The sequence below is a fragment of the Streptomyces sp. NBC_00057 genome (assembly GCF_045041165.1).
Taxonomy (GTDB): Bacteria; Actinomycetota; Actinomycetes; order Streptomycetales; family Streptomycetaceae; genus Streptomyces.
Map to the genome: position 1 here is coordinate 5,338,194 of NZ_CP108256.1, position 21,598 is coordinate 5,359,791.

The 21,598-nt window shown below is 68.9% G+C and carries 18 protein-coding genes and 1 pseudogene; 12 read left to right on the forward strand and 7 right to left on the reverse strand.

Annotated features, from left to right (window positions below):
• Positions 1-31 precede the first annotated feature (31 nt).
• Positions 32-433, reverse strand: a complete 402-nt coding sequence (locus tag OG953_RS25180; protein ID WP_405687048.1) for an RNHCP domain-containing protein — start codon at positions 431-433, stop codon at positions 32-34.
• Positions 434-1,084: 651 nt separating this feature from the next.
• Between OG953_RS25180 and OG953_RS25185 the strand changes: the two genes are divergently transcribed.
• Both OG953_RS25185 and OG953_RS25190 read left to right on the forward strand, forming a co-directional pair.
• A complete protein-coding gene (locus OG953_RS25185) occupies positions 1,085-3,667 on the forward strand; it encodes a bifunctional FO biosynthesis protein CofGH (protein WP_405687049.1) in 2,583 nt (860 codons plus the stop codon).
• Between the two features lie 88 nt (positions 3,668-3,755).
• Entirely contained in the window at positions 3,756-3,914 is a 159-nt protein-coding gene (locus OG953_RS25190) for a hypothetical protein (RefSeq protein ID WP_405687051.1), read from the forward strand.
• Between the two features lie 246 nt (positions 3,915-4,160).
• Here the strand turns inward: OG953_RS25190 and OG953_RS25195 are convergent, their stop codons facing one another.
• Both OG953_RS25195 and OG953_RS25200 read right to left on the reverse strand, forming a co-directional pair.
• On the reverse strand, positions 4,161-4,559 hold the full coding sequence (locus tag OG953_RS25195; RefSeq protein ID WP_405687053.1) for a hypothetical protein: 399 nt from the start codon (positions 4,557-4,559) through the stop codon (positions 4,161-4,163).
• Positions 4,556-4,840, reverse strand: a complete 285-nt coding sequence (locus tag OG953_RS25200) for a hypothetical protein (RefSeq protein ID WP_405687054.1) — start codon at positions 4,838-4,840, stop codon at positions 4,556-4,558. The genes OG953_RS25195 and OG953_RS25200 overlap by 4 nt, the downstream gene beginning before the upstream one ends.
• A 207-nt stretch (positions 4,841-5,047) precedes the next feature.
• Between OG953_RS25200 and OG953_RS25205 the strand changes: the two genes are divergently transcribed.
• Positions 5,048-6,163, forward strand: coding sequence for an ADP-ribosylglycohydrolase family protein (locus OG953_RS25205; RefSeq protein ID WP_405687056.1), 1,116 nt, complete (start codon positions 5,048-5,050; stop codon positions 6,161-6,163).
• A gap of 72 nt (positions 6,164-6,235) precedes the next feature.
• Here OG953_RS25205 and OG953_RS25210 read toward each other — a convergent pair whose 3' ends face one another.
• Positions 6,236-7,018, reverse strand: coding sequence for an SDR family oxidoreductase (locus OG953_RS25210; protein ID WP_405687058.1), 783 nt, complete (start codon positions 7,016-7,018; stop codon positions 6,236-6,238).
• A gap of 80 nt (positions 7,019-7,098) precedes the next feature.
• Between OG953_RS25210 and OG953_RS25215 the strand changes: the two genes are divergently transcribed.
• On the forward strand, positions 7,099-7,938 hold the full coding sequence (locus OG953_RS25215) for a hypothetical protein (protein ID WP_405687060.1): 840 nt from the start codon (positions 7,099-7,101) through the stop codon (positions 7,936-7,938).
• 163 nt (positions 7,939-8,101) lie between these two features.
• Here the strand turns inward: OG953_RS25215 and OG953_RS25220 are convergent, their stop codons facing one another.
• From OG953_RS25220 to OG953_RS25230, 3 genes are all read right to left on the reverse strand, one after another.
• Positions 8,102-8,308, reverse strand: a complete 207-nt coding sequence (locus tag OG953_RS25220; RefSeq protein ID WP_266360788.1) for a DUF397 domain-containing protein — start codon at positions 8,306-8,308, stop codon at positions 8,102-8,104.
• A gap of 222 nt (positions 8,309-8,530) precedes the next feature.
• On the reverse strand, positions 8,531-9,400 hold the full coding sequence (locus OG953_RS25225; RefSeq protein ID WP_405687061.1) for a helix-turn-helix domain-containing protein: 870 nt from the start codon (positions 9,398-9,400) through the stop codon (positions 8,531-8,533).
• Positions 9,401-9,642: 242 nt separating this feature from the next.
• A complete protein-coding gene (locus OG953_RS25230; RefSeq protein ID WP_093894223.1) occupies positions 9,643-10,365 on the reverse strand; it encodes a GPP34 family phosphoprotein in 723 nt (240 codons plus the stop codon).
• A gap of 164 nt (positions 10,366-10,529) precedes the next feature.
• Between OG953_RS25230 and OG953_RS25235 the strand changes: the two genes are divergently transcribed.
• The 8 genes and pseudogenes from OG953_RS25235 (at position 10,530) to OG953_RS25270 (ending at position 21,170) form a co-directional block, all read left to right on the forward strand.
• Positions 10,530-13,088, forward strand: a complete 2,559-nt coding sequence (locus tag OG953_RS25235) for a serine hydrolase (protein WP_405687063.1) — start codon at positions 10,530-10,532, stop codon at positions 13,086-13,088.
• A 343-nt stretch (positions 13,089-13,431) separates the two neighbouring features.
• Positions 13,432-13,782: pseudogene (locus tag OG953_RS25240) on the forward strand (D-alanyl-D-alanine carboxypeptidase); the annotation flags it as partial.
• Positions 13,783-13,955: 173 nt separating this feature from the next.
• Positions 13,956-15,839, forward strand: coding sequence for an MFS transporter (locus OG953_RS25245; RefSeq protein ID WP_405687064.1), 1,884 nt, complete (start codon positions 13,956-13,958; stop codon positions 15,837-15,839).
• A 163-nt stretch (positions 15,840-16,002) separates the two neighbouring features.
• The gene (locus tag OG953_RS25250) at positions 16,003-16,284 is read left to right on the forward strand and encodes a hypothetical protein (protein WP_405687065.1); all 282 of its coding nucleotides are present in this window, start codon (positions 16,003-16,005) and stop codon (positions 16,282-16,284) included.
• A 62-nt stretch (positions 16,285-16,346) separates the two neighbouring features.
• The gene (locus OG953_RS25255; protein WP_405687068.1) at positions 16,347-16,970 is read left to right on the forward strand and encodes a hypothetical protein; all 624 of its coding nucleotides are present in this window, start codon (positions 16,347-16,349) and stop codon (positions 16,968-16,970) included.
• Between the two features lie 44 nt (positions 16,971-17,014).
• Positions 17,015-17,620 carry an ATP-binding protein gene (locus tag OG953_RS25260; RefSeq protein ID WP_405687069.1) on the forward strand — a complete coding sequence of 202 codons (606 nt, stop codon included), beginning with the start codon at positions 17,015-17,017 and terminating at the stop codon, positions 17,618-17,620.
• Positions 17,621-18,449: 829 nt separating this feature from the next.
• The gene (locus tag OG953_RS25265; RefSeq protein WP_405687071.1) at positions 18,450-18,944 is read left to right on the forward strand and encodes a hypothetical protein; all 495 of its coding nucleotides are present in this window, start codon (positions 18,450-18,452) and stop codon (positions 18,942-18,944) included.
• A gap of 117 nt (positions 18,945-19,061) precedes the next feature.
• Positions 19,062-21,170 carry an FG-GAP-like repeat-containing protein gene (locus tag OG953_RS25270; RefSeq protein ID WP_405687072.1) on the forward strand — a complete coding sequence of 703 codons (2,109 nt, stop codon included), beginning with the start codon at positions 19,062-19,064 and terminating at the stop codon, positions 21,168-21,170.
• Positions 21,171-21,598: the final 428 nt, after the last annotated feature.

Genomic DNA, 21,598 nt, shown 5'->3' on the forward strand with positions numbered 1-21,598 from the left:
CTCCGTCCTGTTCTCGGTCGTCGCCGCCGGCTCACAGGTCACCGAACGCTTCGAGCGGGAAAGGCGGTTGGGCCAGTGGGCGTACGGCCATCCGCATCAGGATCAGCTGGTTGTCGTCTCCGCAGACCGGGTTCGAGGTCAGCTCGTCGCAGCGCGTGCACCGGTGGATGACCATCCAGCCACCGGTGCGGAGCACCGCGATGGAGATCGGGGTCATACGCGCCCCGCAGTCGGACGGTCCGCCCTCGATGTGGTCGAGGCAGTGCTGCGAGTGCAAGCAGCTGGGGCAATGGTTGTGACGGCTGCCGTCGGGCGCGAGCGTGGCGACGGTCAGCCCGCACCACAGGCAGATGAAGGTGTCGGTCCTCAGATAGGCGCCGGCGCTGCTGGCGGAGGACTTGGTCGAACGGTTCTGGGGGTTGTCGGTGGACACCCGGTTTTCTCCTTGCCGAAGAGGATGAGCAATGCAGCAGGGAAGTACCGAGCAGCCCTCGGGGGCATGGGCCTCAGAGGCGTGAGTCGTCAGCCGGGATCACGTACTGACGAGGCGGAAACGCGTACCGGTCAGGGAACGCGGGTCAGCACGATGCCGCGGGCGTGCGCATGCACGCAGCTCCGATGGCCCCGGCGCGGATGGAGGCGCGACGAGGGAAGCTCGGAACTACTGGCCGGGGCATACATCAACTTCTTTCCAGGGCAAGCGCCCATGGTTCGGCGACGGTCGACACCGTGGTCGAGGTGACCGTAACAATGCGCCCGGGCCGGATCCAGCGATTATCGGGCCGCGCGGATACGGGTGGGGTGGCCCGGCCCGGCCGAAGAGCGGGCCGGGCCACCCCGGGCAGGGGAAGGTGCGTGCTCAGGAGTGAGTCGGCGGGTGGATCGGGCTCCGGGCGGGGGCGGCCCGCTCTGTCGCCGCGAGTGACCGGTGCTGTGTGATGCGGCCTGCGCTCAGCTCCAGGTGGTTGCCGGTGAAGCGGGCTCGCATGCGGCGGTCGTGGGTGACGACGGATGCCCGGCGGTCACGGTCACTCCCGGCGGAGGCCCTGGTCCGGGGCGCGCGCCTCGCTCGTATGCTCGCTCCATGACCGATCCTCAGCGCGGACGTCCGACCACCAATTCCATGCGGCGCGCCCTCAAGCGGGCCCGCGACGGTGTCGCTCTCGATGTGACCGAGGCCGCCGTGCTGCTCCAGGCACGAGGTGACGATCTGACGGATCTTGCGGCCTCGGCCGCCCGGGTGCGCGACGCCGGCCTCGAAGCCGCCGGCCGGCCGCGTGTCATCACGTACTCCCGCAAGGTCTTCATCCCGCTGACCCGGCTCTGCCGCGACAAGTGCCACTACTGCACCTTCGTCACCGTCCCCGGCAAGCTCCGGCGCGCGGGCCACGGGATGTTCCTGTCGCCCGACGAGGTGCTGGACATCGCCCGCAAGGGCGCGGCCATGGGCTGCAAGGAAGCGCTGTTCACGCTCGGCGACCGGCCCGAGGACCGCTGGCCCGAGGCACGGGAGTGGCTGGAGGCCGAGGGGTACGACGACACCCTCGCGTACGTACGCGCCATGGCGATCCGTGTCCTGGAGGAGACCGGCCTCCTCCCGCACCTCAACCCGGGCGTGCTGACCTGGACCGACCTCCAGCGGCTCAAGCCCGTCGCCCCCTCCATGGGCATGATGCTGGAGACGACGGCGACCCGCCTGTGGTCCGAACCGGGCGGCCCGCACCACGGCTCCCCGGACAAGGAACCGGCCGTACGCCTCCGCGTCCTCGAAGACGCGGGCCGCTCCAACGTCCCGTTCACGACCGGCATCCTGATCGGGATCGGCGAATCGTACGAGGAGCGCGCCGACTCCCTCTTCGAGCTGCGCAAGACCGCCCGCGCCTACCACGGCATCCAGGAAGTCATCGTCCAGAACTTCCGCGCCAAGCCGGACACCGCGATGCGCGGCATGCCGGACGCCGAGCTGGAGGAACTGGCCGCGGCCATCGCCGTCGCCCGGCACATCCTCGGCCCGTCCGCCCGCATCCAGGCGCCGCCGAACCTCGTCGACGCCGAGTACGCGCTGCTCATCGGCGCGGGCATCGACGACTGGGGCGGCGTCTCCCCGCTCACCCCCGACCATGTGAACCCCGAACGCCCCTGGCCCCACATCGACGAACTGGCTGCGAAGACCGCCGAGTCGGGCTTCGCGCTCCGCGAACGCCTCACCATCTACCCGGAGTTCATCCAGCGCGGCGAGCCCTGGCTCGACCCCCGCCTGCTCCCGCACGTCCGCGCCCTCGCCGATCCGGAGACGGGCCTCGCGAAGGAAGGCGCGATCCCCGTCGGCCTGCCCTGGCAGGAGCCCGACGAGGAGTTCGGCGCCACCGGCCGCACCGATCTGCACCGCACCATCGACACCCAGGGCCGCACCGGCGACCGCCGCGAAGACTTCGACGAGGTGTACGGGGACTGGGAGGCGCTGCGCGAGGCGGCGGCCCCCGGCATGGTCCCGTCCCGCATCGACGCCGACGTACGCCAGGCGCTCGGCCAGGCCGCCGACGATCCGACGAAACTCACCGACGACCAGGCGCTCGCCCTGCTCCACGCGGACGGCCCGGCGCTCGACGAACTGTGCCGGATCGCCGACACCCTGCGCCGTGACGTGGTCGGTGACGACGTCACGTACATCGTCACCAGGAACATCAACTTCACCAACGTCTGCTACACCGGCTGCCGCTTCTGCGCCTTCGCCCAGCGGCGCACCGACGCCGACGCGTACACCCTCTCCCTGGACCAGGTCGCCGACCGGGCCGCGCAGGCGTGGGACGTCGGCGCGGTCGAGGTCTGCATGCAGGGCGGCATCCACCCGGACCTGCCGGGCACCGCGTACTTCGACATCGCGCGGGCGGTGAAGGAACGCGTACCCGGCATGCATGTGCACGCCTTCTCCCCGATGGAGGTCGTCAACGGGGCGACCCGCACCGGCATGTCCATCCGCGACTGGCTGATCGCCGCGAAGGAGGCCGGGCTCGGTTCGATCCCCGGTACGGCGGCCGAGATCCTGGACGACGAGGTCCGCTGGGTCCTCACCAAGGGCAAGCTGCCCACGGCGACCTGGCTGGAGGTCATCGGGACCGCCCACGAGGTGGGCCTGCGATCGTCGTCGACGATGATGTACGGCCATGTCGACCAGCCCCGCCACTGGCTCGGCCACCTGAGGACCCTGGCGAACCTCCAGCAGGAGACCGGCGGCTTCACGGAGTTCGTCACCCTCCCCTTCATCCACACCAACGCCCCGGTCTACCTGGCAGGCATCGCCCGCCCAGGCCCGACCGACCGCGACAACCGGGCCGTCACCGCCATGGCCCGGCTCCTGCTCCACCCGCACATCACCAACATCCAGACCAGCTGGGTGAAGCTCGGCACACAGGGCGCGGCCGAGATGCTGCGCTCGGGCGCCAACGACCTGGGCGGCACGCTGATGGAGGAGACCATCTCCCGGATGGCAGGGTCGAGTTACGGCTCGTACCGGTCGATCCAGGACCTGGTCGCCATCGCCGAGCTGGCCGGCCGCCCGGCGAAGCCGCGTACGACGCTGTACGGGGAGGTGCCGCAGGAGCGGGTGGCGGCGGCTGCCGCGTCCGACGGACACCTTCCGGAGCTGCTTCCCGTGCTGCCGGACTGAGCCGTATGTCTTCACCGACCGGCCATGCATACGGTCCGCGGGACCAGCGGGCGGGGTGCACGCGGAAACGGTCGCTACGATGGGCCCGATGAGCGATGACACGTCCGACGACAACTCGGCCTCCAGCGGCTCACGGGCCCAACGGTCCGGGAAATCCCTGTCGTTGAGCACACTGTTGCGCGCGGACCGGTGGGAGACGTTTGCCGTGCTCGCCGTACTGATCGTCCTCGCCTTCGCCTTCGCCTAGTGCCCCCACCGGCAAGCTTTACTCCGTCGCGCCGCCGGGGACGGGCCCGAGGTAGGTGTGGCCATGGTCCTGGCCGCAGGTGCCCCATCGCTCGCCCGGAAACTGATCGCCCTCTGGGAGTCCATCGCGATCTGAGCGGTGCCGCGGTGGTCGCCCGTCGGACGGGAGGTGCTGGCCGTCGCGCACAGCCGGGGCGGGCGCCAGCACTGCTGAACGCGACGCTGCGGAGGTCTGTGCCGCCGGGGCTCAGTGGAAGCCGAGCATCCCGGGCGAGTCGATGTCGACGGTGAGGATGCCGGGCGGATAGTCACCTTCACGTCCGGTCAGAATGATCGACATGCCACCGCTTTCCTGGTGAGGCGTCGCGACGTACAACGCGTGACAGGTGTCGGGCCCTCCCCAGCCGTCGCGTACCATGCCGCCGATGGTGGCTGCTGCCGCTTGGTCGAGTGGGTCGACGAAGACTCCCGGGAGCGCCAGCACATCGCGTGCCAGCCCCTCCGATGCCGCTTCGCCCTGCATGAGGCACAAGGCCGGGATGTGCAGCCGGTCTCCGGGCGTGTGGGCGACATTGTCGGCGAGAAGGTGCAGGGCGCGATGACCCTGTGCGAGTGCCGTGACCGCACTGGTGTCGAGGATGATCACGCCGCCTTGTCCCGCCCGGCGTGCATCTTCTCGGCAGCCATCGCGTACACATTGGCCAGCACGTTCGGACCCTGTTCGAATTCCTCGTCGGTCAAGGTGCACCCCATGCGCTCCCGCAGGACGCGTCGGGTGGTCGCGACGCGCTCGGCGATCTGGGCGGCGGTGGGTTGCTGCGCGGCCAGCTGATCGACGAGCTGGCCCAGGCTCAGGCCGCGCTCCTTGGCGAGCTGAGCGAGGTGGTCGCGGGTCTCTTTGGGGACCTGGATAGTCGTGGTTGCCATAGGTTCACTATAGAACGCTTATGGCGACGCGGGGGTGCCGTACGCCTCCGGCCCGGCCCCGACCGGCGCCCGACCGGTCAAAAACGACCTGCGGGACGTCCGTCCACATACCCGCTCGTACCCAATTCCGCCCCCTCAACCGCCCGTTCCCGTTCGATTACAGTGCTGCGCAGTCGCAGGCGGGTGGGCCGACGGGGGAGGGGCACGGTGAGCACAGGGACCACAGCTGTCTGGGGCCGTGCCGAGCAGCAGGACTTCCGCAGCCGGGTGCGCGGCGCTCTGCTGGGCGGGGCCATCGGCGACGCGCTCGGCGCGGGTGTCGACGGGCTCACGCTCGAAGAGATCCGGGTGGCCCACGGCGCCGAAGCCGTCACCGACTTCGTACCCGCGCACGGCGGACGCGGCACCGTCACCGCGGTCACCCAGCTCACCCTGTTCACCGTCGACGGGCTGATCCGCGCCCAGGTCCGCCGCGACACCGGCGCCTGGCACCCGCCCACCGATGTGCACCGGGCCCATCGGCGGTGGGCGGCCACCCAGCACGACTGGGGGCCCGACGAGCGCCGCAAGGACAACGGCTGGCTCGCTCAGCAGGAGTGGCTCTACGCCCGCCGCGCCCCCACCCGGGAATGCCTGACCGGCCTCGGCGACACCACCATGGGCACACTCGACAAGCCCAAGAACCCCACCGCACGGGACTCGGCGGCCCTCACCCGGTCCGCGCCGTTCGGGCTGCTCGTCGGCTGGGAGCCCCAGCTCGTCCTCCAACTCGCCGTCGAATGCGCCGCCCAGACCCACGGCCACCCTGCCGCGCTGCTCTCCGCGGGCGCCCTGGCCGTCATCGTGCACGGGCTGGCCCGCAGCGAGACCCTGGACGGCTCCGTCCAGCACGCCCTGGCCCTGCTCACCGAGCGCCCCGGGCACGAACCGGTCACCGAGGCGCTGAAGCAGGCCCTCGGCACCGTACGCCAGGGCATTCCGGGACCGGCCCTGATCGAGTCGCTGGGGGCCACGGACTCCGCCGAGGAAGTCCTCGCCGTCGCCGTGTACTGCGCCCTGGTCGGCGAGGACGTGCGGCACGGGCTGCGGCTGGCCGTCAACCACGGCGGACCTTCCGCGGCCACCGGAGCCCTGTGCGGGGCACTGCTCGGCGCGCTGCACGGCGAGACCGCGCTGCCACCGGCCTGGCTCGCCGAACTGGAGGGCCGGGCCACGCTCCTGGAACTCGCCGACGACTTCGCGATGGAGATGACCCAGGGCCCCGCCCTGCACAGCCCGTCGGCCGCCGCACCGGGCTGGCTGACCCGCTATCCGCGCGGCTGACAACCGTCCCGGGTGAACGGCCCTGTGAACGGCCCTGTGAACGGACCTATGATTCGGCCCTGCGAACTGGTCCTACCGCATCAGCTCGCCGGCGTTGACCAGCAGGGACTGCCCGGTGATCGCTCGCGCCCGGTCCGAGGCCAGGAATGCGACGGCCTCGGCCACATCGCCGTCCGTGGCAAGGTCCGGAAGCGCCATACGCTCGGTGAGCCTGCCCAGCACCTCGGCCTCGGGCACGCCCTCGGTGTGCGCCGTGAACCGTACGTACGCCTGCACCGGCGGACCCCACATCCAGCCGGGCAGCACCGTGTTCACCCGGATCCGGTGCGGGCCGAACTCCCGTGCCATGGAGTACATCGCCGAGGTGAGCGCACCCTTCGAGGCCGCGTACGCCGCCTGCTGCACCTGGGACGGTGCGGCCACCGAGGACTGCGTGCCGATGACGACCACCGAGCCGCCCCGCTCCTTGAGGCCGGGCAGGCAGGCGCGGGTCATCCGTAGCGTGCCGAGCAGATTGACGTCGATGACCGACTGCCAGGTGGCGAAGTCGGCGTCCTCGATCCCGCCGAAGCAGCTGTCCCAGGCGGCGACATGGACCACCGCGTCGATCCGTCCGAACCGCTCCAGCGTCAGTGCGGCGAGCGCCTCGCACTGCGTCTCGTCCGTGATGTCGGTGGCCAGATGGGCGGTGCGCCGGCCTTCCGGGTCGATCTCCGCGGCCGACTTGGCGAGATTGGCGGCGGTACGCGCCCCGAGTACCGCGCTGCCGCCGTCCCGTACGACCGTCGCCGCGACCTGGTGTCCGAGCCCGGCGCCCACCCCGGACACGATGACGGTCTTCCCCGCGAGCAACATCGGTGGCCTCCCGGCTCTGGCAGTTCTTCTGACGGGGCGTCAGAGTAGGACGCCGCTGCGGAGTACGGAAGGGGAACGGCATGAGCGACGAGACGCGGAGTGACACGTACGCCGAACTGGCCGCGCTGGGACCGTACGGAGTCCATCCCGGCCACGCGCTGATCACCATGGTCGAACCGCACCCGGGCCATGAGTACGCGTACAACCGCTGGTACGAAGACGATCATTACTACGCAGGCGCGATGGCGATGCCCTGGATGTTCGCCGGGCGGCGCTGGGTGGCCACCCGGGAGCTCCAGGAGTTGCGCTACCCGGAGAATTCCGCGGTCGCGCAGCCGCTCGGCGCGGGGTGCTACCTGTCCACGTACTGGGTGACGGACGGGCGCTACGACGACCACATGAGGTGGACCGTCGGGATCAACAAGCGGCTGAACCGGGACGGCCGGGTCTACCAGGACCGCACCCATGTGTTCACGTCGTTCCAGGACCACGAGGCGACGGTCTACCGGGACGGCGCCGCGGGGCCCCGGGACTTCCACGCACTCGACCACCCCTACCGTGGGCTGGTCCTTCAGGTGATCGACACCGAAGGGGCGGCGCAGCGGGCCGAGTTGCTGGAATGGCTGCGCTCGCGGCATCTTCCGGAGCGGCTGGGCGGCTCCCCGGTGGCGATGGTGACCGTCTTCCGCCCCACGCCGCTGCCGGGCGACCGGATGACCTACGTGAAGCAGGTCGAGGGCGTCGACACCCGGCTGACCCTGCTGTGGTTCCTTCAGGAGGACCCGCGGGACTGCTGGGACGGGCATTTCACCGGGCTCGACGCGATGGTCGAGGAATCCGGCCTGGGGCGGGTGGAGTTGATGGCGCCGTTCATTCCGACCGTGCCCGGCACCGACCGGTACGTCGACCAGTTGCGCTGAGATCCCCGGAACTCCGGGGGAGGCATTTCCCGGCCGGGTATTTCCCGGTCAAGCATGCTCCGGGTCGGGCATCGAGCCCCCTCGGCCAGGACGGCGGACCGGTCGAGAGGGCTACCGGCAACACCGGAATCGATGCTGCGATGCGAACGGCGGAAAGTATCGGTCAGGCGTCGACGGCGCCCTTGCCGACGTCACGTACGAAGGCGTTCCACGCGGCGGGGACGAACGTGATCGAAGGGCCCTCGGGAGCCTTCGAGTCGCGTACGGCAATGGCTTGGGCGAGAGGAGACTTGACTTCGACGCAGGCGCCGTTGCCCCCGGAATACGAGGACTTCGTCCACTTGTCCGTAGCACCCTGACGAATGGCCATGTTCACTCCGGTTCAGAGAGTCGTGTGAAAGACACCAACAGCGTTCCGGTTGGCGTGATCGACGCTACTCGCCAAGGCTCTTGAGTGAAGGGGGCGTTCACTCGACCGGATGGTATAAACCATCAAGTCTTCCACTGCGGACGGGCGGCGGTGTACCTTGCCGCCGCCCGTCCGTAACATCGCTCCATTTCCCGCATACCGGACTTTGTGGGCTGTCCGGTTTTACGCACCCGAGCGCCCGGTGTACTCCTTCGCCATGTTGCTGATGAAGTGCCGGGTCTGTTCCACATTCAGCGCTTGTGCCCGCAGGTGCTCGTACATGACGCTGTACCGCTGCACATCATTGGCTTTCTCCAGATACAGGTCACTGGTGACGCCTTCGATATAGACGACACTGGAGTCCGCGGCGTCCGGGAATTCCAAAATGGCGTACTGCCCGTTGATGCCGGGGTGCGCGCCCATCTCGAACGGCAGCACCTGCACGGTCACGTGCGGCAGGTGCGAGAGCTCGACCAGTTGCTCCAGCTGCTCGATCATCACCTGCTTGCCGCCGACCAGCCGGTGCAGCGCGGACTCGTCGATCACCGCCCACAGCCGCAGCGGATTCTCCGGGGAGGTGATCCGGTCCTGGCGGCGGGCCCGGACGCTGACGCGCTTGTCGATGTCGGCAGGTGGGGCCTCCGGCAGCGCGCCGTGGATCAGCGCCTCGGCGTAACTCCGGGTCTGCAACAGGCCCGGCACCACCTGGGGTTCGTACACCCGCAGCGATTCGGCATCGGTCTCCAGGCCGATGTAGACGCTGTACGGGATGTCACCGAAGGCATGCCACCAGCCCTGCTGGCGCGAGTCCTTGGCCATCTGCATGAGCGAGTCGACGATCCGGTGGTCCTCGACCTCGTACACCCCGCAGAGATCACGTACATCGCGCTGGCTGATGGAGCGGCGGCCGTTCTCCAGGCGGCTGATCTTCGACTGCGAGACCAGCAGCCGCTCCGCCACCTCCTCGGCCGTCATGCCCTTGAGCTCGCGCAGTCGGCGCAATTCCTGGCCCAACCGGCGTCGTCTGACGGTGGGATTGACGTTGGACGGCACGGAAACGGCACCTCCGGCTGTGTAGCTGTGCGTATCTACTGCTGAGCAGATTGCCACCCATGCCCCCGGCCGCGCTGGGAAATGGCGACACGCAGGCGCGCGGGGCAGCCATGATTCCGGCTGCCCCGCGCATGGTGCGGCTCCCGAACCGGGTCTTGGGGACGACGGTGCGGCGGTATTCGGTTGGTGCTGCGGTGCTGCGGTGCTGCGGTGCTGCGGTGCGTGTGGCGACGGGTGCGGTCCTAGTGGGCCGCGGTGTGCGCCATGCTGCCGCGGCGTGACTGCGACTGCACTTGCGGTTGCAACGGCACTCCGGCCGCCTGGTTACGGCGCGGCTGTGCGACCGCACCGTTCTGGACGTCCATCACGGCATGCGCCACGAGTCCGCCCATCGGGTCGTGCCTGATCAGGTCCCGGAGCCGGGAGCGCGATGAACGCCCCTCGTTCCCGGGATACAGGTGCTTGCCGAGTCCGACCGCGTGGGCCAGCGCGGCGAGCGCCGCGGTCCGCGGGTCCGGCGGTACGCCGGTGCGGATCGCACTGTCCAGCCTGGATCTGATGTCCCGGCTGATTGCCGTGTCCGTCGCCTGGTAGCGAGTTGTCGGCAGCACTCCGCACATCTGGCCCGCCACGGCATGCACCATGCCGCATCGCTCCAGATGAGCGAGGTAGATCTGACGCAGCCCCAGCCGGGGCCCGCCAATCCAGTGGACCGCCCGAACCGGGCTGCCGCGTCGGCGCAGCAGTTCCAGTGCGGAGTCCAGAGTCGGATCTCCTGTCGGCCGTGGCATCACCACGGCGATACGATCCCCGTCAGGGGCTATCCGTCCTGCCAGAGCCAGCTCCACTAGCTGAGCTCCGGCGAGGCCGAGGTCGAGCGACTGCGGCTGCGCTGTGGTACCCGTGGCCGGGTCCAGAGCGAGCAGCAGAAGCTCCTCCGGAATTGTTCTGCGGCTCCTGCCCATCCATGCCTCCCCGCGTGGATGAATGACAGGGTGACCCCTCTCACATTGGTCTGTCGAGGGCGCCTGGGTGCTTTGTGCGGGAACCAGTAGGTATGTCGTTCTCGTCTAGCAGCCGGGCCGGTGGTTCACACGGGACACTGGTAGATGGTTCGGACAGCGCGGGGATGTCCCCGCGCCGCATGGAGGAGGCATCGGTGGCGGGCGAGTCCCCCGACAAGTCGAAGCAGCAGAAGTCGTCGGGGACGGCGCGGAGTGAGAGCGATCCGCGGCTTGCCGTCCTCCGTGAACCGCCCGCCGGGGCCGAAGCCGGCGGCGGGACGGACACAGCGACGGCCGCTTTCCGCACGGAGCCGGTCCCGTCGAGCGACGGCGAGGGCTCCGAGAGCGTCGGGACGGATTCGGCGACGGCCGTCTTCCGGGCGCGGCCGTCCGGGGACGGCGAGGACGGCGAGGCGGGCCAGGGCTCGGGGCAGCCGGAGGCCTCCGGGGCTCAGGGTGGCTCCTCGGGCGCTGAGGGCGCTGAGGCCGTCAAGGGGGCGGGGGAGGCCACTGAGGGCCCGGACGGGGCCTCTGAGTCCTCCGATGACTCCGCCGAGGCCGCCGGGTCCTCGAAGGGCGTGGAGAGCGCGGAGGGCGTGGACGTCGCCGATTCCTCGGAGGACGCGGATGTCACCGAGCCCGCTGATGCCGCTGCGCCCGAGGAGGGCGACGCTCGGCTGCGTGCGGCGGTCGCTGCGTGGGTGACGAAGGATGACGACCAGAGCGACGAGGACCCGAAGGGCGACGACGCGAAGGTCGCCACGTCCGGGGACGAGACTGAGATCGACGCGGATGCGGACACCGACGCGGGCACTGACGCCGTGTCGGAGGGCGACGCGCCAGAGTCGGTCACTCCGGCCGACGGAGCCTCGGACAAGGCGACCGCGTCGAATGATGCGGATGCCGATGCCGATGCCGATGCCGCAGACGATGCCGATGCCGCAGACGAGCTGTCCGATGACGCATCCGAAGACGCCGAAGCTTCAGAAGCCGACCCCGAGGACACCGCTGACGCCGACAGCAAGGCAGGCAAAGCAGGCAAGGCGGGCAAGGCTGACAAGCCGGACACCGCCGAGGGCGAGCGCGGAATCGATCAGCCGACCGCCGTCTTCAGGGCGCCCGCCGCGGCCAAGGTCGATCAGCCGACGACCGCGCTGAAGATCATTCCGCCCGCAGCGAAGCCGGACTCGGACTCGGAGTCGAAGCCCGAGTCCGCCGCCGAGCGGACCAGCAAGTTCGTACCGCTGCGCGGGGACGACATACGACCGGCACCGGCTCCCGTGCCCCGCAAGCCCAAGGCACCGGCAGCCGCCTCCGCCTCGGCGCCCGGCACCCCGCCGCCCCCCGCCGTCTCCCTCTCCGGAGCCGAGCGGACCACGCAGCAGCCGATGCCGCCCAAGCCGCCGCTCGACCTGCTGGCCGAGCTGACGAACACGCCTCCGCCGCCTGAGACGCCGGTCCGCACCGCTGTCCGCCGGGTCAAGATCTGGACCCCGCTGGTCCTGCTGCTGCTGATCATCTTTGCGATCGCGCAGATAGTGCGCCCGCTTCCGGAGCCCGCCCTCGGACTCTCGGCCGACCCGACGTACACCTTCGAGGGGGGTGCACCGAACCTGACCTGGCCGGGCCAGGGCCAGTCCGCGGTGGTGGTTGACGGTGTCGGATCCCTCGGCACGGACGGGGCCCAGAAGCCCGTGCCGATCGCCAGCGTCGCCAAGGTCATGACGGCGTACGTGATTCTCAAGGAGCACCCCCTCACCGCCAAGGACAATGGCGAGAAGATCACTGTCGACCAGAAGGCGGAGGACGAGTCCAAGCGTCCGGACGAGTCGACGGCTCCGCTGCAGAAGGGGCAGCGGCTCACCGAGAAGCAGATGCTCCAGCTGTTGATGATTCCCTCCGGGAACAATGCGGCGCGGCTCTTGGCGCGTTGGGACTCGGGGAGTGAAGCCGCCTTCGTGACAAAGATGAACGACGCGGCCAAGGCGCTCGGGATGACCAACACCACGTACACGGACCCGAGCGGTCTGGAGAAGACCACGGTGTCCACCGCGACCGACCAGGTCAAGCTGGCCAAGGCGGTTATGCAGAACGAGGTGTTCCGGGAGATTGTCGATACGCCCGAGGTCGAGATCGACGGCATCGACGGCAAGATCTACAACAACAACACCATCCTGCTGCAACCCGGTGTGAGCGGCATCAAGACGGGCTCCTCCACCCCGGCGGGCGGCAACCTGCTCTGGTCCGCCAACACAGTCGTGGATGGCAAGAAGCTCTGGGTCTACGGAGCCGTCATGGGCCAGCAGGCCGGCACCGGCCGGGTCTACGACAGTCTTGAGCAGTCGCTGAACAGGAGTCTCAAGCTGATTCAGGACGTGCAGAAGACCGTCACTTCCGCCAGGGTCGTCAAGAAGGGCGACGTCGTCGGGTACGTGGACGATGGGTACGGCGGCAGGACTCCGGTGGTCGCCACGAAGAGCCTGAAGGCGATGGGCTGGCCGGGCCTCAAGGTTGAACTTTCGGTGACGGGCAACGGCAAGGACATCCCGAACAGCGCGGCAGCGGGCACAGAGGTGGGCGTAGTCACCGTGGGGACGGGGAGCGGCAAGGTCAGCGCCCCCGTGGCCCTTCAGCAGGATCTGGAGGCCCCGACCTTCGGCGAGAAAATGATGCGAATCAGCTGACCAAGCAGATTGGCGTACGGCTCGACGTCCGGGTCACGCCTGTGCCCCGCAGCACGGCAAGCGCTGCGGGGCACGGGTCTGTCCTGGGAGCTGACGGCGTACCGGTCAGCCGCAGTGGCTCCATCCGCTCGTGTAGGACGCCTCGTTGATGCCGCCGCCCCACATCACGCACTTGCCGTTCGCTGCGACGCGGACGGGCCCGGCGTAGGAGTTGCCGGGTCCGCGAAGGGTACGGATGCTGCCGAGCCCGCCGACGCCGCAGCGCCGAGGAGGCCGATGCGCGGCTGCGCGGGGCGGTTGCCGCCCGGGTGGCGAAGGATGACGACGAGAGCGCCGAGGGTCCATCGACACCGCCAACGCGGTGAGCAAGGAAGCCATGATCGCCACCCAGGATCTGCTGACGAGCGCCAAGGTCGTGAAGAAGGGCGATGTCGTCGGCACCGTCTCCGACGGACTGGGCGGCAGCACCCCGGTGGTCGCGACCAAGGACGTGGCGGCGGTCGGCTGGCCCGGTCTCACGGTCAAGCTCGAACTGACCGACGACGGAAAGACGATCCCGCACTCGGCGGCGGCCGGCACTCACGTCGGCACGCTCACCGTGGGCGAGGGCGCCAGTCAGGTGAAGGTGCCCGTCGCGCTGCAGAGCGATCTGGCGGAGCCGACGTTCGAGGACAAGCTGACCCGGATCGGCTGACCGGCCGAATGGCCGAAACCGCCCCGTAGCGGGAAGAGGGTGCCGATCCCGGCACCCTCTTCTCGACTGCGCACGTGTTAGCGTCCCGGAGCAACTCAAGGATGCTCGGAAGGCGTCCTCACAGGCGTACGGGATACGGGGCCGGCGGGCACGGGGAGACGGGGAGAGCCGTAGTGACCACCGCGGAGCCGAAGTCCGGCCATGAGGCGGCCGACAGCACAGGCATGAGGGGCAGCAGCGGCAACACGCGGACAGCCGCGCCCGACCCGGACACCCCCGAGCCACGCACCGCCCCGTCCCGGCGGACCCGCGCCGAGCGACTGCTCCGGCACCCGGTGACGATCGCGACGGCAGCCGCCGCGGTCACCCACGTGCTCTGGTTCTTCTTCTTCGCGAACAGTGGCGGCGACCTCGCGGCCCAGGACGCCTGGGCCGAATTCGTCGGCCGGCACCCCGGTACGGCGTACAACCTCGCCTGGTACGGGGGCATGCACCCCGTCTCGTACAGCGTCGTGTCGCCGTATCTGATGTCGGTGCTCGGCGTGCGTACGACGATGATGATCGCCGGGACCGTGTCGGCGGCGCTGACCGCGCTGATCCTGGTCCGGGTCCGGGCCGTCCGCAATCCGCTCGCCTGCTCGCTCGCCGGGGTGTTCGCGTATCTGTGCAACGCACTGTCCGGGCGGGTGACGTTCGGGCTCGGCATGATGTTCGCGGTGGGTGCGGTGGCCGCGGTGTTCTGCTGGCCATACCTCCGGTGCGAGCACCGGCTCCACCGGAGCAGCTGTCGCTGTGCCCCCCGTAGGAGGTGGGCGAAGGCGGCCGTCGCCGCCCCGCTCGCCGGGCTCGCGACGGCGAGCAGCCCCGTGGCCGGACTGTTCCTGGGGGTGGTCGCCGCCGCGCTCTTCCTGAACAGGCGGCGCCCCGGGGCGTACGCGCTGGGCCTGGCCCCGGTCGCGGTCGTGGCGCTGTCCGCGTGGCTGTTCCCCTTCTCCGGTACGCAGCCGATGTCGATCGCGACCCTGTCGCTGCCGTTCCTCTTCGCGGTCCTCATCTTCGTCCTCGTGCCGCGCGACTGGAAGACGGTCCGTACCGCAGCCGGCGTGTACGGCGTCGGGACGCTGCTGACCTATGTGATCGACTCGCAGATCGGCTCGAACGTGACGCGGATGGCGATGCTGTTCGCCGGCGTGGTGCTGCTCGCCGCGCTGCCGTACACGCAGCCGCGCTCCCGGCGCTGGTACGCGCTGGTTCTCGCGTTCGTCGGGCTGAACTTCTGGATCGGCTTCAAGGGCGTCGACGACATCATCCGGACCGCCCCCGCTGCCTCCTGGACACGTGAGCTGGCCCCGCTGGTCAACGAGTTGCAGAAGGTCGGCGCGGAGCGCGGCAGGGTCGAGGTCGTGCCCGCGAGCAGCCACCGGGAGGCGTCCGCGCTCGCGCCGTACGTCAATCTGGCCCGTGGCTGGAACCGCCAGGCGGACATGGAGCGCAACCCGCTCTTCTACGACGACACCCTGGACAGCGCCGGCTACCACGAGTGGCTCGATCGCTGGGCCGTGCACTACGTGGTGCTGCCCAAGGGGCCACCGGACTCCACCGGCGCGGTGCAGGAGGCGGAGCTGGTCGAGCAGGGGCTGCCGTATCTCAAGCCGGTCTGGTCGGACGCCAACTGGCGGCTCTTCGAGGTCGACAGCCCGGTGCCGCTGGCCGATCCGCCGGCCACGGTGGACCGGGCAGGTGCGGATGAGCTGACCATCCATGTGAAGACGGCCGGCCGGATCCTGATCCGTATCCCGTACTCGCCCTGGCTCGCCCTGGTCGACGACAAGGGCAAGAGCGTGGAGCGGCCGCAGGAGACCGAGGAGTCCAAGCAGCGCGAGGACGAGAACAGCCCGCGGACGTATCTCAACACCAACGGCTGTCTGAACAAGGTCGAGGAGGACGAGGACGGCGACGAGTGGACGGAACTGCTCGCGCCGCGGCCGGGCGTGTACCGGCTGGCCGCGCCCTACCAGTTGTCACCCGGCACGCCGTGCCCGGAGGAACTGCGCTGAACCCGGCCGCCGCCGCAGCGCGAGGAGAGGACGGGCGCGCATCACACGGCGGCGCAGCTGAAGGTCTCCTGACGCTGATCCGGTTCGGGGGGTTCGGGGGGTCCGGCGGCTCGATGGCCGGGAAACGCCACCGCGGGGCCGACTCTGCGTCCATAGTTGACGTATGAGCCTGACCACAGACGGAGAGCCACCCGGCCCTGTGCGGTTCTACCTCGCGTGCGACCGCAGCGGCTGCCGGGCACGGGCCGTGTTCGACCTGGTCATCGCGGAGCCACCGCCGGACATCGAGACCGACCTGTTCGGCCATGTGCTGCACAGTGCGACCGTTGCCTCCCCGTACATCGAGCAGCTCGGGTGGATATTCATCCAGCAGGAGGGCTACTGGTGCCCGAACTGCGCCTCACCGGGCCGGCGTCCGAGGTCGAGGGACGTCACGTCGTCCTGAACCCGAGAAGGGTCCGCAACGGTTCGGCCGGGACCGAAGCTTCCTGGATCCAGCGTCGGACCATGACGGAAAAGAAGCACGCAGACATGCTCGACGCACCTGGCGCCCCCGATATCCACGACGCCCCCGACATCCTCGAAGACGCCCCGGCGACGGACGACCGCGACCCCGCGCAGATCCTGACGGCCATGGTCGACCACGTCCTGGCCCTCGCCTCGACCTGGACCGCCTGGGACGGCCGCCCGGTCCCCGCCGACGACCGGATCTACACCCCGCACAAGGCGATCCGCCGCGTCGCCGACCACATGGTCGACCATCTCGCGGAGATGGAGGCCAGGCTCGCAGGAGAGGAGACACAGCCCGACCACTGGCACGCCTCGGCGACCACCACCGAGGCGGACCTCGCCCCGTTCGCCGAGGCCGACCTCGACGAGGCGCGCAGCCGGCTCACCCGGCTGGCCAGGATCTGGGTGAACCGCCTGGATGCCCTGACGCCCGACCAGCTCGACAAGTCGCCCGGAACGGGGTGGACCTTCCGCCAACTCGCCTTCCACCTGGAGGGGTCGGCGTACTACGCGGACTCCGTGGGGGACCTGACGGCGGACGGGGCATCCGCCTCCCGGCCGGCCCGGCCCGACCGAACCCCGTCGAGGTGTTGGTGGCGCGGGCGGCCGCCTCGGGGGTAGCCGTGGAACTCATATGGGAAGGGTCGGGCGGACCTCTGTCACCGATGGCCGACCGGGCCGTCCACCGCGTGGTGCAGGAGGCACTCGCCAACGCCACCAAACACGCTCCGGGCGCACCCGTCACCGTCACGCTGGTGTGGCAGGCCGAGACGGTCGAGATCACTGTCACCAACGAAACACCCCCGCCGGCCCCACTCCCCGGGCCGGGGTCGGACCCGGACCCGGACCCGGGGCCGAGCCTGGGCGGCTACGGACTCGTGGGCCTCGACGAACGAGTCCGTCTCGCCGGCGGCACCCTCCGCGCAGGCCCCTCGGCCGGTGGCTACGAGGTGTCCGCGCGCCTCCCGCTCGCCCCGGGCGCCGAGCCCACCCCAATCGACTCCCGATGCGCCGCACCAACTCACCACCAGATCACCAGGGGTGCCCGAAACGGGCGCTTCGCGATCCGCCGTTGGTCATTTCGTCCAGGGCGAGGGCACCATGATGAACAGGTTCTGGCCGCAGGCTCCAGCGCCGGTGAGGCAGGCTATAGGCGGACAAATTGCGTGAGTAGAACGCCTCCGGAGCGCAGTACGTGGTCAGTAACGTCGGTTATGTGTGTAGTCGGTTTCTGGGTATCGTTGATACTCAGGTCATTTAGCGGCCGGTGAGAATGGCTCAAAACCGTTCGATGTCGGTTTACCCGCAGCCGAAGGCGGAGTTCTCGGCATCTTTGTTCTCGTCCGCGCCATTGGCGGTTTCTTCATGTCGTTGGCCTGAAAATACCCAAGTGATGGCCTGTTTCTGCATTGTGGTGGCTGGAACCTCTCGAAGTGCGTACACCTCGGGGTAACTCGACGCCTCCCCGTTCCGGGTAACGGGCCGAGTGCCCCGGGATTGGGAGTGAGTGCGATGTCGCCGGTCGTCGCTGCCCGCATCGGCGATCTACCTGGCGATATCACCAAATTTATCCGTCTCTGACTGCCGATATCACCTCCTCATTGCCTTCGTCGCTGAACGCCCCGAGTACCCGGTGCGGTAGCTGAGGTCGGCGCATGATGGAGCGCGCACGCAGGGTGGCAGGCGGATCTTCCCGTCCGCAATCTGTTCACAACATCCGTCACTTCGCCATGATGTGACTGTCCGTCAGGCCGTGACTCCCTTGCGTCACGGCCCGAGCGGGCCCGCGCTTTAGGATCCGCGGACGTATATCAAGGGCGGCGAATTGCGTGGTGGAATTCCATCAGCAAATCTTCGGCCATTGCCGATGGTGGCAGGTGAGGCGCATGCATGCGCATTGAAAGTGTCAATGAGCCTGCATATTTCCTGCGCCCAGTGATATGAATATGCAGCCCGGTGTGGAGAGTTGGCACACCAAGGGGCGTGTCACGTGCTGGGGGGTGCGGTCTCGGTTTTCGTCGAGCGGTGCACAACTGCGCCGTCTCGCACGCGACGTCTTATGCGTCTTTGATGTCCGGCCATGAGAGGTTGACGAAAACCATGAGAGCCCGTTCCTTTCTGTCCTTCGCCCTGGCGGCGGGCGTCGCCGTCGGCGCGTTGGCGGTGGCAGCCCCCTTCGCGGGAGCCGGCCCCCGGACCGCGGTGGCCGCCGATGATGTGCCGCCGGTGGCGGTGGAGGACTTTGCCTATCCGGAGGCCGACAAGATCTTCGCCGAGAAGGGCATCCGCTTGAAGCGCGGCGACGGCCACATCGTGCTCACCGACTGCGCGACCGCGACCGCGCCGGTCGAGCTCTATTCGCGCGGCAAGGGCAAGATCTGCCTTCAGCTCACAGGCAACAGCGGCTACCTGTCTCTGGAGATCCCGCAGGTCTACGGCGTCAAGACCAACGACTACGCGCTGAAGCTCGACATGGAGGTCGAGGGCACGGCGGCGTCGTTCGACGTTGCCAAGAACACCTATGCCTCGGTCGGTCAGAGCGCGGACCCGCAGCACCGTGACCACACGCTCCTTGAGGTACACGCCACCAAGTAGCAGTTGATCAGGGGCCTTCCGCGAAGAGGTTTCGTCAGGAGCCATCGCCAAGACCCCTTCTCCAACAGAGAGTTGAGACGATTCGTGTCCGGAAGACGTTCTGGTGCGGTGCGCGGCATGGCGTTGCTCGCATGTGCCGCAGCCGCAGGCTCCACCTTCCTCACCGCCCCCGCGGCCCACGCGGTCGCCGGCACCCCCGTTGCGAGCGGCGGATACTCCTTCACCGCGCACCTCGACATCGGTGATGGCCAGCGAGCCTGTACCGGGGCCCTGGTCGCCCCCCAGTGGGTGGTGACCGCCGCCTCATGTTTCGCCGCCGACCCGCAGGCGGGTTCCGAAGTGCCCGTCGGGAAGCCGTCGCTGAAAACGGTTGCCACGATCGGCCGCACTGATCTGACCGCCACCACCGGCGGTCACGTCAGCGAGATCGTGCAGCTGGTACCGCGCACGGGCCGCGACATGGTCATGGCCCGCCTGGCTACCCCCGCTACCGGCATCACCCCCGTCAAATTGGCCACCACGCCGCCTCGGACCGGAGATGTCCTGAAGGTGGCCGGATACGGTCGCACCAAGACGCAGTGGGTGCCGGACAAGCTCCACGAGGCTGCCTTCACGGTCGAGTCCCTCGCCGACGGTGCCCTGAACATTGCCGGCAAGACTGCCGACGACGCGATCTGCATGGGTGACACCGGCGGCCCCGTGCTGCGCGCTGCGGGCAGCGGGGCGTACGAACTGGTCGGCGTCAGCAGCCGTTCCTGGCAGGGTGGTTGCTTCGGCAGCACCGAAACCCGCAACGGGGCAATCGCCGCCCGTGCGGACAGTTCCGCACTCGGCGCGGACCTTCGGCCGGGTCAGCAACTTCTGCCCGGTGACTCGCTGGTCTCCAACTCTGCCAAGGCGACCCTGCAGGCCGACGGTGACTTCGTCATTACCTCCAACGCGGGCAAAACCCTGTGGTCGACCGGGACCGGCGGCAATGCGGGCGCTACCGTGCGCCTCGATGCGAGCGGAAACCTGGTCGTGCTCAAGGCGGATGGCACCACCAAGTTGTGGGAGTCCAAGACCGACGCCCCTGGTGGCTCGGCCGTGCTCACCGATCGCGGCAACTTCGTCGTCTACACCGACAAGAACGAGTCCCGCTGGTCCAGCGGAACTGTCGTCCGCAATGACTACAACGGCGACGGCCGCAGTGACATCGCCGACTGGTACGACTATGGCGACGGCCACGATGCGTTGCACCGCTTCATCGCGGGTCCCGACGGAACCTTCCTGCCACCGGCCACCAGCTGGACCCGGGCGGCGGGGGGCTTCACCGCCGACAAGATGAAGTTCCTCACCGGGGATTACAACGGTGACGGCACCGGCGACGTGGCGGCCTTCTACGGCTACACCGACGGCTCGATGGCCCTGTTCACCTGGCTCGGCAAGGGCGACGGCAGCTTCGCCGAGCCGCTCTCGTCGTGGAAGGTTGCGGCCGGCAACTGGACTGCGGCGAACGTGAATCCGCAGAGCGGTGACTTCAACGGCGACGGCCGTGACGACATCTCCGTCTGGTACGACTACTCCGACGGCAGCGACAAGCTGTTCACCTTCGCCGCCAACTCCGACGGCGGCTTCGCCGCCCCGGTCGCGTCCTTCTCCAGCCTTGCGGGCAACTGGTACTCGGAGAACATGAAGTTCGCCACCGGTGACTTCAACGGCGACGGCCGTGACGACCTCGGCGTCTTCTACGGCTACAGCGACAAGAAGACAGCCCGCCTGTTCACCTTCGCCGCCAAGCCCGACGGTGGTTTCGCCTCCCCGGTCGCCGGCTGGGAGTCCGTAACCTGGGGAGACGGTGCCCGCTCCACCGTCAACTCCGGTGACTTCAATGGTGACGGCCGGGACGATCTGTCCGTCTGGTACGACTATGGCGACGGCTCCGACGGCGTCTCGACCTGGCTCGCGGAGCCCAATGGCACGTTCAAGACCCGCACCGTCGCGGCGACCATCGCGGCCGGGAACCTCTGGCGCGAGCACATGAAGGTCGTCGCCGGCGACTACAACGGCGACGGCCGCGACGACCTGGGATTCATGTACGGGTACGACGCCGGGACCGTCAAGATGTTCACCATGGCAGCCAAGGCCGATGGCACGTTCAACGGCCATGTCGGCAGCTGGTCCTCCACCGGATCCAACTGGACCTTCGCCAATGTGCACCTGCTGGAGCGCTACAACCAGCAGTAGTTCACCGCGGACGCCGGCAGCCGTTCAGCCGGGCCGGCGCGGGTAGCCAGGCTCCTGCCCGGGGGCGGGGTGGTGTCGCCACCCCGCCCGTCTGCCCGCGGAAGTCCGTTCCGGACGGTAAGCGGCGCGGGACCGAAGTCCTCACCTCGACGGCTTCACATTCCTTGCCTGCCCGCGCGGTCGCTGCGTGGGCGACACACACGAAATGGCCGATATGGCTGGCCGCTGCCCGTAGCGCACGATGCCAGGACATCAAGAGCGAATCACCGGACTGATCAACAAACGCCCTTCGCTGCTGGAGTGAGGCCGACGAATGGTGGGCCCACATGCGCCCCAAAATGAGATGCTGCACCCAATGTTGCCTAAATTACGGTTAATTGAGGTGCTGCATCCATTTCTGTAACTCAAACCCCTTACAGAAAGGATGC